This is a genomic window from Maribellus maritimus, from assembly GCF_022267315.1.
Lineage (GTDB): Bacteria > Bacteroidota > Bacteroidia > Bacteroidales > Prolixibacteraceae > Draconibacterium > Draconibacterium maritimum.
In genome coordinates, this window is the sequence record NZ_JAIKLE010000023.1 from 12,956 (window position 1) to 27,202 (window position 14,247).

Annotated in this window: 10 protein-coding genes; 5 read left to right on the forward strand and 5 right to left on the reverse strand. The window is 39.2% G+C overall.

Annotation, left to right across the window (positions count from 1 at the left end; all coding sequences use genetic code 11):
- Window positions 1–51: 51 nt before the first annotated feature.
- The 5 genes from K5G00_RS18890 to K5G00_RS18910 all read right to left on the reverse strand — a co-directional run bounded on the left by K5G00_RS18890 (window position 52) and on the right by K5G00_RS18910 (window position 5,907).
- Window positions 52–1,164 carry a Gfo/Idh/MocA family protein gene (locus K5G00_RS18890; RefSeq protein ID WP_238767752.1) on the reverse strand — a complete coding sequence of 371 codons (1,113 nt, stop codon included), beginning with the start codon at window positions 1,162–1,164 and terminating at the stop codon, window positions 52–54.
- A 128-nt stretch (window positions 1,165–1,292) separates the two neighbouring features.
- Window positions 1,293–2,705 (reverse strand): MATE family efflux transporter, encoded by a 1,413-nt coding sequence (locus K5G00_RS18895; RefSeq protein WP_238767753.1) that lies wholly within the window; start codon window positions 2,703–2,705, stop codon window positions 1,293–1,295.
- Between the two features lie 49 nt (window positions 2,706–2,754).
- Window positions 2,755–3,936, reverse strand: coding sequence for a MalY/PatB family protein (locus K5G00_RS18900; RefSeq protein WP_238767754.1), 1,182 nt, complete (start codon window positions 3,934–3,936; stop codon window positions 2,755–2,757).
- Between the two features lie 5 nt (window positions 3,937–3,941).
- Window positions 3,942–4,799: a DUF3737 family protein gene (locus tag K5G00_RS18905; RefSeq protein WP_238767755.1), complete on the reverse strand. Its 858-nt coding sequence runs from the start codon at window positions 4,797–4,799 to the stop codon at window positions 3,942–3,944.
- Between the two features lie 169 nt (window positions 4,800–4,968).
- Window positions 4,969–5,907, reverse strand: coding sequence for an EamA family transporter (locus tag K5G00_RS18910; RefSeq protein ID WP_238767756.1), 939 nt, complete (start codon window positions 5,905–5,907; stop codon window positions 4,969–4,971).
- A 667-nt stretch (window positions 5,908–6,574) separates the two neighbouring features.
- Here K5G00_RS18910 and K5G00_RS18915 point away from each other — a divergent pair.
- From K5G00_RS18915 to K5G00_RS18935, 5 genes are all read left to right on the forward strand, one after another.
- On the forward strand, window positions 6,575–7,018 hold the full coding sequence (locus tag K5G00_RS18915) for a MarR family winged helix-turn-helix transcriptional regulator (RefSeq protein ID WP_238767757.1): 444 nt from the start codon (window positions 6,575–6,577) through the stop codon (window positions 7,016–7,018).
- Window positions 7,019–7,050: 32 nt separating this feature from the next.
- Window positions 7,051–8,226: an efflux RND transporter periplasmic adaptor subunit gene (locus tag K5G00_RS18920; protein WP_238767758.1), complete on the forward strand. Its 1,176-nt coding sequence runs from the start codon at window positions 7,051–7,053 to the stop codon at window positions 8,224–8,226.
- 19 nt (window positions 8,227–8,245) lie between these two features.
- Window positions 8,246–11,398 carry an efflux RND transporter permease subunit gene (locus K5G00_RS18925; protein ID WP_238767759.1) on the forward strand — a complete coding sequence of 1,051 codons (3,153 nt, stop codon included), beginning with the start codon at window positions 8,246–8,248 and terminating at the stop codon, window positions 11,396–11,398.
- 19 nt (window positions 11,399–11,417) lie between these two features.
- A complete protein-coding gene (locus K5G00_RS18930; RefSeq protein WP_238767760.1) occupies window positions 11,418–12,806 on the forward strand; it encodes an efflux transporter outer membrane subunit in 1,389 nt (462 codons plus the stop codon).
- A gap of 139 nt (window positions 12,807–12,945) precedes the next feature.
- The gene (locus K5G00_RS18935) at window positions 12,946–13,842 is read left to right on the forward strand and encodes a helix-turn-helix domain-containing protein (RefSeq protein ID WP_238767761.1); all 897 of its coding nucleotides are present in this window, start codon (window positions 12,946–12,948) and stop codon (window positions 13,840–13,842) included.
- Window positions 13,843–14,247 lie beyond the last annotated feature (405 nt).

The following is a 14,247-nucleotide window of genomic DNA, read 5'->3' on the forward strand; positions in this document are numbered from 1 at the left end:
TATTTATTCGAGTAATTCCAATGTTCCGGACAGACTATTATCAAAAATAATTCAGTTATTATTCCTGGCTGATTTTTCGATGTTATCATACAACTCATGCAATTTTACAGCATTCTGGAAGGTTGGTGCTTTACGAGTATTGCTCCGAATGTCTTCAGCCAAAAGTTTATAGATCTGAGCTACGTTTCTTACTACGGAATTATCAGGTAATCCTTCATACATCTCAGCCGGAGGTGTCAAAGGCTGAAGTGATTCGTCCGAACTTTTAGCTCCTTTTATTGAAAGTTGTATCATTTGGCCATGTCCGTTGTCGCCGGTAACCTGGATATCGCCTTCTGTTCCATTGATTTCCCAAAGTAAATTTATTCCTTTTGAAAGTCCTCCACGATAATGAACAGAGACCGCTGCTCCGTTTTCCAATTGACCGATAACCAAAATCTGGTCTTCAGCTGTTTTGGGTTTTACTTCACCCGTATCTGCTAGATTTACAGTTGTATAATTGCTGAACATGTTAGCCTTTAGCGATTTAAAATCACCCAAAACACTGGTTAATCCAGCCAAAGTATGTCCTAGAGGAATTGTTAACATATTAGCTCCATTGACATTGTCAAACAAATAATAAAGATCTTTTACCGTTTCATTGGCCCAATTCCAGCCAGAGCCGATTAATGTAGTTGATAATACTTTGCCAACATACCCGTCTTCAATCAGTTTTTTAAGGTATAGAACTTCGGGAGCATTTACCATTTGCGTTCCTACAACGGCAACCACACCTTTACTTTCAGCTAACTCTGTGAGCTTTTTCGTTTCTTCCAAACCATTACCCAACGGATGTTCACAGTACACATGTTTACCTGCTCCCAAAGCCGCCTTTACCAACTCGAAGTGATAAGGAACTTTCACGGTTACCACTACAAGATCAACTTCAGGAGATTGAATCAATGCCAATGGATTATCAAAAGCAAACTTAAGATTCAACGCTTTCGCAGTGGCTTGTGCACTTTCAGGTGAACTGTTTGCTACACCAATAACTTCAAACTTGTCAGACAATAATTTCAATGCTGGAATATGAGCGGTTGCTGCCCAGTGGCTATCAGGATTTAATCCAATAAATCCTACTCGTATTTTGTTGTTTTCCATGTGCTTTATATTGTTCGTTTTCACTTTTTTATGGTTGCTACAAATTTAAATAGAATACTATAAAGTATTTTACCATTATCACTGATTCGGTTACCCGTATTACGGAATATGTTTTTTGGGGAAGAGTTTTTGAAAAGGCTTTTTCAAATTCATTATAATGATTTGTTCAGCCATTTCCCTTTAAATAACCTGAACAGGAAGATTGCACCGCGGAAACACAATTCAATACACATCGCTATCCATACTCCTTTTAGTCCCAATACCGGAGCCAGTAGGGCAGCTAAAGTAAGACGGATGGCCCACATGCTCGAGAAATTCATAATGCTCGGAATAAACGTGTCTCCGGCACCAACAAAAACACCATAGGCCACAATTGACGCTGCAAACATGGGTTCTGCAAAAGCTTCAATTTGTAAGGCCATTACTCCCAACGATACAACCTCTGGGACGGATGTCATAAAGCCCATTATCAAAGGAGCGGCAAAATACATTATAGCTCCCATAACAGTCATCACTGCCATTCCCATAAAAACCGTGATGTGCGCAAAACGTTTGGTTAGTTCTTTCCTTCCTGCTCCAATACTTTGGCCGACCAATGTTGTGGCTGCTTCAGCAATCCCATAGCCGGGCATGTAACACAGTCCTTCGGCTGTAATCGCAAACGAGTTGGCGGCAATAGCAGCAATACCTAACGGAGCAACAATAACCGTTGACATGATTTGCGCTCCCATTATAACTATGTGCTCCATCGTCATAGGTAAACTAATCTTGAGCGCTTTTTTTAGTACTGCTTTTTTGGGTACAAAGCTCCCATTTTCTTGGGTGAGGCGTAAATTTTTATCTTTCGTAATCAGGTACAACAACAATAAAATAGCCGTAACAAAATATGAGATGGCCGTTCCCAGGGCAGCGCCAACAACTCCTAGTCCGGCTCCCGAAACAAAAATATCTGCTCCTAACAGGTGGATTTCTCTTGAAGGAAATATCAGGAAAAAATTAAAAATTACATCGAGTACAGTCATAATCACATTTAGAATACTCGGAATATGCATATTGCCGCTGCTACGCAGCATGCCGCTTGCCAGGAAATTCAACTGCAGTGCCGGTAATGATAATATGAAAATGAGAAAGTATTTCGAGGCGTCTTCTGCAATGGATGCATCTGCGCCCAGCCAGTAAGGTAACTTCTGGCTAACCAAGGCTCCTATTACTACCAAAACAAAACTAAACAACAGGGTAGACACAATGGCCTGTCTTAATACCGTTCGTGCTCCTATCCGGTCTTTTGCCCCGATAAGATGGGCAACATGCACCGAAAAACCTGCTGCGACGGTAGTACATATTCCCCAAAACAACCAGGTTGATGAGACAACAAGACCAATTGACGCTGAGGCATTTGCGCCTAAACTTCCAACCATCGACGCATCGATGTATTGCATGATGATGGATGAAAATTGTGCAATAATGGCCGGGACACTCAACAGTACCGCCAAATGCAACTGCTGCATAAATGTCATTGTCTGCCCGTTTTGAATGAGCGACAACAGGTAAGTACTTCTTTTCAATTGAAAATTTTATTCAAATGTTTGAAGAAAAACCGCACAACAATCAAAATTAATTCTGTGCGATGACTTTATCAAAAGCCTTTTTAATTCTATTCAATCCCTCATGCAAAACGTCTCTCGGACATGCTATATTCATGCGCATAAAACCTTCACCTGCATCGCCGTATACTGTTCCTTCGTTCAGCCAAACCTTTCCGTTTTCTATCAGAAGTTCGGTAAGCTTCTCCGATTTAATGTCTAAAACAGAGGTGTCGATCCATACCAAATAAGTGGCTTCCAGTGGTAAAATCGGGAATTGAGGAAAGTTTTCGGTAAAGAAATCTTTTACCAAAAGGTAGTTGTCCCGCAAGTAAGCTCTTAAATCATCCAGCCATTTCTCTGAGTCTTCGTGCGTGTAAGCTGCAATCAATCCTTCAACGGCAAACGGACTGATATCGCATACTTCGTTAATATTGATCGCCTTATCCACTTTTTTTCGAATTTCGGGGTCGTATGCAAAAATATTGGCCACCTGCAAGCCGGCTAAGTTGAATGTTTTACTGGGGGCGGTGCAGGTTACCGAGTTTTCCAAAAATTGTTGGCCTAACGACGCAAATGGAATGTGAGTATATCCCGGGTGAACCAGATCGCAGTGAATCTCATCCGCTACCACAATTACATTATTTCGGAGGCAAATTTCACCTACTTGCTCCAATTCTTCTTTTGTCCAAACACGGCCTGCCGGGTTATGCGGATTGCATAAAAGTATCAACTTCGCTTTTGGATCGGACGCTTTTTGTTCCAGATCTTCAAAATCGATGGTATATTTTCCATCTTTACAGATCAGGTCGTTGGAAAAACTCTCGCACTTATTATTCCGAATCGACGAGAAAAAACAGTTGTATACCGGCTCCTGCACTATTACTTTATCTCCCGGTTCTGTCAGTGCTAAAATGGTTGCAGAAATGGCCGGAACTACACCAATTGTATAAATCATCCACTCTTTTTCAACCTTAAAGTTATGTCTGCGTTCAAACCAACGGATTACTGCATTGTAATAATCATCTGGCACTTTAGCATAACCAAACACTCCGTGATGGACTCTTTCTGCAAGCGCATCAATTATCGGTTGAGCCGTTTTAAAATCCATGTCAGCCACCCACATCGGTAGTACATCACCCTTTTTGTCTGAATCCCATTTGTAAGAGTTGCTTCCTCTGCGTTTTATCTTTTTATCAAAATTGTTTTGCATAATCACTAAACATTAACTGCTGTTTCAACTATAATTTTGCAGCCACCCGGATTTTTACAGTTTTCATCAAAAATAACCTCACCTATACTTTGTGCTAAAATTTCACCTTCTGTCGGATTTTTCACACTTGTAATCGGGCTATTTATTTCAGCTTTTAAAGTACTATATTCAAATGCCAAATCAGCATTCTCTTTCATTTCACAGTTCTCCATAATTAGGTTCTGAGCGTAACACAAAGGTTGTGTTCCACCAATAATAGAATTTACCAGGCGCAGGTTTTTCGAGTGCCATCCCAAATATTCGCCTTCTATAACCGAATTGTAAACCGTTACATTCTCGGTATTCCAAAATGCGTCTTTTGAATGAATATGAGAATTGTGAATTTCAACATTTTTGGCATACTGAAAGCCATAGTTTCCCTGAAGCTCCAGTTCGTTTATATTAATGTTTTTGCTATCCTTAAAGATGTAATCGCCATTTTTCACTTTTACATTTTTAAACCGGATGTTTTTACACCACCATGTACATTCCTGTGCATCAGTGAGCTCAACGTTTTCAAGGTATAATCCATCAATCTCGCGAAACATTTTAGGGGCTTCTACCCGGGTATTCACCATACGAAGGTCTTTGCAATACCAAATGGCAGCACGTCCGCCAGGTGTAAATAATGAATCCTCAATAATGCTGTTTGTATTGTGCCAGAATGGGTATTTCCCTCCAAATTTACATGCGGTAGCTTTTATGTTGCTTGCTTCTTTTAGTGCTGATTCTCCAACTCCAATTTCTACCTTTACCAGGTGTAAATCTTTCTTTGCAAACAGTGGCCGCTCCCCTTCATAAAATTTGTTTTCTATTGTTTCCATATTTCTATAATTGTTTTCATCGAAATTTATGGATACAAAAATCGGGGTTACAATTTTAATAGGATGACCACTATTCCGGTATTAGCTACCAATATTACGGAAACGAAACGCGACTTCGCAGAAAAATTTTGCTCCCGGTGAATAAATAGCTCCACTACTCTTTTTTGTGCTATTTACTGATTAACATTTTCTTTTTAAACCTGATTCTGATTAGCGTTACGCTCACAAGAATAAGAACCAGGCCTGCAATTTGTATCCTGGTTACTAATTCGTTTCCCAAAGAAACACCGATAATTATTGCGATTACCGGATTAACATAGGCATGTGTAGCTACCTCAGCAGCCGGACGAATTTTTAACAACCATATATAGGCTGTATAAGCGAGAATGGAACCAAAAAATATCAAGTACAGAAGCGATGCCCACGACGATATAGAATTATCGCCGACATCTGCCTTTTTTATATCACCGGTGGCGAAGGAGAAAATCCAAAACATGGCAGATGCAAATAACATTTGCCAGGCAGAGCCTGCAAAGGAATTATCTGTGGCTTCGCGCACCGAAAAATATTTAGTATAAAGCGTACCCAAAGCCCATGATATACAGCCGAATATCAAAATATAAATTCCCGTATTATGAATATCCTCGATTTCTTCGCTCAAATATTGTTCAAGATACAACATTAAAACCCCCAGAAATCCAATTATAATACCCGCCAGTGTAAAGGGATTTCGAAAGTTCTTTTTCCACATCGGAAAATCCAGCAACAAAATCCAGATGGTAATAGATGAAGCAATGATGGCTACGAGGCTACTGGTTACATATCTCTGTGCCAACATGATAACAGCCATGTCGATAAAAAGAAGAATTAAGCCACTTACTGCAGACCTTTTTATCAGCGTCTGGTTAAATACATCGTCGCCTCTGAAATAACACCATGTAAGCAATATTAAACCTGCTGCCGAAAAGCGGATAGCACCAAGCAAAAAGGGAGGAATCTCTTTCATTACATAACCAATAAAATAATAAGTGGACCCCCAAACCACATAAATAAGAAAATAGGCAATTATTATTTGAATTGAGTTTCTATTCCGGATCGGATTTTTCATTTTCCTATAGCTTGATTATTTGGAAGCGGTCAATCAGAACCGGTCCCAGGCTGACAATATTATCTTGTAAAAATATTTGCCTTAAATTAGCAGATTCATACTGCAAGAAGAGGAGAACTGGCGCCACTGAGATTCGTACTTGTTCTCTTTCAAAAAGATTGTCTTCCGATATTCGCCGTAAGTATTTTGTTCTCATTAATTATATGAGACAATAGTGTCTTAAATAGGTTTAATAAAAGAATCAAATTCTGACAGTAATTTACGATATTATGAATTCAGAATCTACCTGACATGAAAATTACCAAAACAAACAAGATATATTTATGAGGTTGACTCTGTACATAAAACTCACTCTGATGATAAACGGATCTTTTAGAACAAAAAGGTGGCTTGTAATAAGTTTATCTCTTCTTTTTTTGTATTTACTTAATACGAGAAAATATACCGTTGTGAACAATAAGGCTAAATAAATTAAGCCGGAAACTTAAGTCATGTATAAACTGTTATGATATGAACCTGACTTATGTTAACATTAAATAAATATTACAACACACTAATTATCAATGCATTTAAACAGCATTATTAAATAATTGAAATAAAAATAAAATATAGTTGACTTTTGCAACCATTTCATTTTATTTTTGCAACTCGAAAAAAATAAAAAGTTATGTATTCAAATAAACCGTTGACATACTTGCTTGGCCAGACCATGAAATTGGTCAAATTTAAGTTGTTATCAAAGTTTAAGGAAAACAATGTCGACTTAAACATGGAACAATTTACTGTACTGATTTATTTAAACCAAAATGATACACTAACTCAACAAGATTTGGCCAACCATTTTATGCGCGACAAGTCGATTGTTTTACGCCAGGTAAACACCCTGATAAACCTGGAATTATTAGTACGAAAAGAAAATAAAAATGATAAACGCAAAAAAAATCTAAAGTTGACAGAGAAAGGAAAAGCGCTGCTGCAATTCTCACAAAAAGTTTCCAGAGAAGTTTCATCAGAGCTTTTAAAAGGTGTAACTGACGAGGAATTACTGCATTTTGAAAACGTAATTTCAAAGATCCAAATGAACACAGGATTTAAGGAATGTGTTTCATGACAATTGAACAATTTAAAAACTATAAATAAAGCATGAAAACAATTAGACAATTCACAAACGTGGCGCTTATTGCCATACCATTTATCTTTCTTTCCTGCTCGAAAAAGCAGCAAGAAAATAGTCAAACAGCAAGCCAAATCAGAGAGTATCTTGTACAGGAAGTTACTCCGAGAGACATTACGCTTTACCAGGAATTTCCCGCCACACTAGAAGGCGAACAAACTGTTGAAATTCGTCCAAGAGTAGCCGGTTATATCGAAAAAATTTTGGTTGATGAAGGCGACTATGTAAAAAAAGGTCAAATCCTTTTTCAATTAAATGCCAATGATATCCGTGCACAAGTTCGATCAGCTGAAGCCCAGGTAAAAGTAGCAGAATCGCAGGTAGCCACTGCCCAAATCAACCTTGAAAAAACAGAGCCGCTGGTAGCGAAAAATATTGTAAGCGAATTTCAGTTGCAATCCAATAAAACAGCCTTACAATCTGCAAACGCTCAACTGGCACAGGCGAAAGCAAATTTAGCAAATGCAAAAGCCAACCTCGAATATACGTTAATTACCAGTCCTACAGACGGAATAATCGGGACTTTCCCTTACCGGGTTGGAAGTTTGGTTAACAGTTCAATTACATCGCCGTTGACGACTGTTTCAAATACTTCAAATATGCGAGCCTATTTTTCAATAAACGAAAAAGTATTTTTACAGATGACTAAAAGTCTGGAAGGAAGCACAACACGCGAGAAACTGGCAAAATTACCTGAAGTTGACCTCATTTTACCCGATCAGTCGATACACAGCGATAAAGGCAAAATTGAAATTGCCAGTGGAATCGTTGATCCGCAAACCGGCGCTATAAATATGCGTGCATCATTCCCTAATGCGGAGGGCGACTTACGCTCTGGTGGAAGCGGAAACATCCGTTTACCTGAATACCGCAAAAATGTTTTATTGGTTCCGCAACCTGCCAGTTACGAAATCCAGGGAAAGCATTTTGTTTATGTTGCCAACAGCGAAAACAAAATTGTAAACACAGAGATCCAGGTAATTGCGGGAGACTTGAAAGACGTTTTTGTTGTTACTTCAGGCCTCAAATCCGGCGATAGAATTGTAATAGAAGGAATTACTTCGCTCCGCGACGGCATGGAGATTAAACCCAAATTAGCGGGGCAGCAAGCTCTGGCACAAAATAGTCAACCTTCAAATAATTAATAATCCAGAACCCAAAAGTATGTTTAGGAGATTTATAGAAAGGCCGGTTTTATCAACGGTCATTTCAATCATATTGGTTATTCTCGGAATACTGGGAATTACCACTTTACCCATCGAGCAATACCCTGATATTGCTCCGCCAACGATACGAGTATCGGCAAATTACACAGGAGCCGATGCACAAACAGTTCTCAACAGTGTTGTTATTCCACTTGAAGAACAGATTAACGGTGTTGAAGATATGATTTATATGAGTTCAACAGCAAGTAACAACGGTTCCGCAACCATTCAGGTTTACTTTAAACAAGGCACAGATCCAGATATGGCAGCGGTTAATGTTCAGAACAGAGTGGCGCGCGCAAATGCACTTTTACCCGCCGAAGTTACACGCGCCGGGGTTCTTACTGCCAAGCGTCAGAATAACATGTTAATGGTATTTTCACTTTACAGTAAAGACGGAAGATACGACGAAACATTCTTGCAGAACTATTCAAAAATTAATTTACTGCCACAAGTGCAGCGTATTAATGGAGTAGGTGAAGCGATGGTGTTTGGAAGGAAAGATTATTCGATGCGTATATGGTTAAAGCCAGACATCATGTCGAACTATAACTTAATTCCTGCCGATGTAATTGCCGCATTGAATACACAAAATCTTGAGGCTGCTCCCGGACGTTTTGGCAGCGAAAACAACCAAAGTTTTGAATATGTTATCCGTTATCGCGGAAAACTTACTCAACCTGAAGAGTTCGAAAATATTGTTATTAAATCCGACGAAGACGGGAATATCTTAAGACTTGGAGATATCGCTCGTGTGGAACTGGGATCGCTTGATAACACAGCAATTACAGAAACTCAGGGACAACCGGGTATTAGTATGGCTATATTCCAATCTGCTGGTTCAAATGCAAGAGAAGTGATTCTTGAAGTAGAAAATACACTGGAAGAAGCTTCCAAATCCTTTCCCCCGGGAGTCGACTATCTAGAATTAATGAATACCAACGAATTCCTCGATGCATCCATAGAAAAAGTATTACACACTTTGCTTGAGGCTTTTATTCTCGTATTCATTGTTGTATTCGTATTTCTGCAGAATTTCAGGGCAACACTTATCCCGGCTATTGCCGTTCCGGTTTCCATTATCGGAACTTTCTTTTTTCTGAATTTATTTGGATTTACCATTAACCTGCTCACACTTTTTGCAATGGTTCTGGCTATCGGAATTGTGGTGGATGATGCCATTGTTGTGGTTGAAGCGGTCCACGCCAAGCTCGATTCGGGCGCAAAAAATGCCAAATCAGCGGCCATTTCTGCCATGAATGAAATCTCATCTGCGATTGTGTCCATTACGCTTGTAATGGCCGCAGTATTTATCCCGGTAACTTTTATAACCGGAACGACCGGAGTATTTTACAAACAATTTGGAATCACGCTTACCGTAGCAATTGTACTCTCTGCTGTTAATGCACTTACATTAAGCCCTGCATTATGTGCAATATTTCTGAAGCCACACAACGAAGAAGTGAAAAGCCAAAAAGGCATTATGAAACGTTTTTACACAGCTTTTAACACGGCTTTTGAAACCATGACCGGGAAATACAAAAAAATTACCCATTTTTTCATCAGCAAACGGTTATTGGCCGGAACAATGATTATAATTTTTGTTGCTTTACTGGCCTACCTTATGAAAACAACCTCTACTGGTTTTGTTCCCTCAGAAGATACCGGCCGAATGTTTGTAGATATAGCCATGCCTCCCGCTTCATCCGCAGAAAGAACTGCCGAGGTTACCCAACAAGTCGATGCAATATTGGCAACTGTACCTGAAATTAATGCTCGAACAGCGATTACAGGTTTCTCTTTTATGGGAGGACAAGGCTCACCTTATGCGATGGTAATTGCCGGTCTTAAACCATTTGACGAAAGAAAAAAGGAAGGGCAAGACTTAAACAGTATTGTACAAAAGCTTTACATGCTCACTTCGCAAATCAAAGGCGCACGTATTATTATTTTTTCACCACCTATGGTTCCTGGTTTTAGTGTTACCGGCGGTTTTGAACTACAGTTGGAAGACAAAACCGGTGGTAACGTTCAAGACTTTGAAAAAGTAGCCAACAATTTCCTCGGCGCTTTAAATCAACGCCCGGAAATACAATATGCCCGGACAGCGTTTAACACTGGTTTTCCTCAATATCGTATTGACGTGGACGCGGCAAGATGTATGCGTTCAGGATTGGAGGTAAGCACTGTTCTTTCTGTTATGCAAGGGTATATCGGTGGATATTATGCCTCTGATTTTAACCGTTTTGGTAAACAATACCGTGTAATGGTGCAGTCTGAAGCACAATATCGTGGAAATCCGGAAGATTTAAACAACATCAAAGTCCGCACATCCAATGGAGAAATGGCTCCAATTTCTGAATTCATAACACTTACAAGGGTTTATGGCCCAGAAACAATTAACCGTTTTAATATGTACACTGCCATTACGGTGAACGGGAACCCAAATCCGGGCTTTAGTTCAGGAGACGCGATTGATGCCGTGCGGGAAGTAGCAACAGAGCTTTTGCCAACCGGCTATGCTTACGAATTCTCAGGACTTACTCGTGAGGAAATTAATTCAGGAAACCAAACAATGATAATATTTATCTTGAGTTTGATTTTTGTGTACTTCCTTTTGGCTGCTCAGTACGAAAGTTATATTCTGCCGTTGTCGATTCTTATATCACTGCCAATCGGTATTGCAGGTTCATTTATTTTCGCGCGTATTTTGGGTGTCGACAACAATATCTATCTGCAAATATCTTTAGTAATGTTAATCGGTCTTCTGGCTAAGAACGCTATTCTAATCGTGGAGTTCGCCCGCCAGCGAAGAGAATCCGGTATGTCGATTATTGAGGCAGCGGTAGAGGGTGCCACTGCCCGACTTCGACCAATTCTGATGACCTCTTTTGCATTTATCGTTGGTTTAATTCCACTGGTTATCGGTACCGGTGTTGGAGCTAATGGCAACCGTTCCATCGGAACAGGAGCAGTTGGTGGTATGCTTATCGGTACGTTGATTGGAATTTTGGTTATTCCTGCCATGTTTGTAGTTTTCCAGATTCTGGAAGAGAAAGTGAGAAAACCAAAGGAGATTGAAGATATATCAGAAATGAACAGTTTGGGTTAAGTCCTTAAAAAAAGAAAAGATGAAAACGAATTCAATAAAAAATATACTAGTCATTACTGGAATGACAGTATTACTTTGGTCGTGTGCCAGCACAAATCAATACCAGCGAAGTCCTGAGTTTACAGAAGGATTGTATGGCACCGCACAAACCGACAAAAAAAATCTATCAAACGAACATTGGCAGGATCTGTTCAACGATTCTATACTAGACAGCTTAATTTCAGAAGGATTAAAAAACAATCTTGATCTTCAAGCAGCTGTTCAACGGATAATTGCTGCCGAATCTAATTTTTATCAAAGCAAGGCAGCACTTGCCCCTTCATTGTCTGCACAAGCCGGGCACACATATGTTCACAACTCTGAATCGACTAGTCCGAACGGTCCCAGCCACTATAATGCTTCGCAAGCAGCTATACAAAGTAGCTGGGAAATTGATTTCTGGGGAAAATTAAGTAACGCAAAAAAAGCGGCTTATGCCAGTTATCTCGCAACCGATGCTGCGCACAAAGCAGTGAAGACCAGACTAATTGCTAACATTGCCTCTGTTTATTATAACTTGCTTGCGCTCGACGCCAGTTTAGATATCACAAAGGCGACGGTAAAAAACAGTGCCGAGGTAGTTGAAACCATGAAAGCTTTAAAAGAAAGTGGAGACGTAACGGGGGCAGCAGTCGTTCAAAGTGAAGCATCCCGTTATGCAGCCGAAGTAACCATTCCCGACATCGAACAGCAAATAAAGGAAAATGAAAATACGCTATGCCTGCTTTTAGGAAGAACTCCGGGAAATGTAGAACGTGGGAAACTAAAAACTCAAAAAGCGCATGAGTTGCTGGCAATTGGAGTTCCCGCTGACCTGCTGGAGAATCGCCCTGATGTTATGCAGGCTGAATACAACGTAATTAATGCCTACCACATAACCAACAGAGCAAAGGCCTATTTTTACCCGTCGGTAACACTTACTGCCAGCGCCGGTTTAGAATCGTTAAAACTGGGAGACTTACTCAATCCATCATCGTTTGCAGCTAACATTGTTGGAGGATTGGTTCAACCAATATTTAGTCAACGTGCCAACAAAACACGTTTGGAAGTTGCCAAAGCTCAGCAGCAAGAAACACTGTTAAATTTTCAAAGCACCCTACTGAATGCCGGTGCAGAAGTAACCGACGCTCTTAGTATGTACGATGCGTCGTTACAAAAAATTGAACTCCGTAAAAAACAATTAGATGCACTGAAAAAATCGGTTGAATACACTAAAAATTTGTTGGTTTATGGCTCAGCAACCTACACTGAAGTTTTAAATGCACAACAAAGTTTGTTAAATGCACAGCTGAATAATGTTAACGATCATATTCAACAACTGAACTCGATAGTTATGCTATATCGCGCATTGGGAGGTGGGTGGCAATAGAATTTGATATTTATTGCAAAGGGGTTTATTACCCAAATCATCGAATTACTTACCCAAATTACGGAATATGAATACTGAGGGTAATATCCTAAAAAATAGTTATTTAAATTTGTATTGCACTTATTTTAAAATATAAACTATGAATGACATTTTTAAGATAAAATCGGTAACCGAATATAATAATCTCGTTGGGCAGGAGACTTTACATCCATTGGTAAGTATTATTGACTTTTCGAAGGTGGAACCTTTCCACTTTTTTAAAGCTCAAATGAATGTGTATGCCATCTTTTTAAAAGACATAAAGTGTGGTAATATAACTTACGGCATTAACAACTACGATTATGAAGAAGGCACCTTAATATTTATTTCGCCCGGACAGGTTTACGGAGTAGAAAGTACAGGAGAAAAACAACAGCCATTTGGTACAGCCTTAATTTTTCATCCGGACCTCATACATGGTACATCATTAGGCAAAAACATCAACGATTATACTTTTTTTTCATACGAAGTGAATGAAGCGCTCCACCTGTCAGCAAGGGAAAGAACGGTAGTGAACGATTGCCTCGCCAATATTCAATACGAACTGGAACATGCTATCGACAACCACAGTAAGACCTTAATTGTATCGTATCTGGAACTGTTTCTAAATTACAGCAAACGCTTTTACGAACGTCAGTTTATCACTCGCAGTCATGCAAACAAGGATATTTTGGTTCGTTTTGAGAAAGTAATAAACGACTATTTCAATTCAGAGCGGCCACTTGAATCAGGATTACCTTCTGTTCGTTACTGTGCCGATAAACTATTTATCTCTCCAAATTACTTAGGTGATCTTTTGAAAAAAGAAACGGGGAAATCGGCCCAGGAACACATACAACTTAAAATGATCGATGTGGCCAAAGAAAAGATATATGATTCGCAGAAATCAATCAGTGAAATTGCTTACGAATTAGGATTTAAACATCCGCAACATTTTACTCGCATGTTTAAAAAACAGGTAGGTATATCGCCCAACGAATACAGGAATTTAAACTAAATAAAACGGATACAAAAAAACATTGATCGGTTAATCGACCTAAAAACAAAAAGACACGCTGGCAGTGAAACAAACTACGAAAACAACCACTTTGGTGAATCAAAAAATGAAACTTTCAATATACGTTTCTTTCTTATAAAACCCCGAAATTCAATTTCGAGTCTTTCAGTCAAAATTAAATTCCAAATATAATTTACAAGTGAATGCTCTTATTTTGCTTCATGAACATAACAGACACAAATATCCTCAAAGACCTAAAACCCTTTTATTCAACAAATAGACTTACAAACTATTAAAAAATCCGAAAAATTGGAATTACCTGATGGTATTCTGGGCTCTGTCAAAAAAAAGTATTATTTTATTGACATAGCTGTCTGCCCTTAATATAGCATGCCCGAACAACAA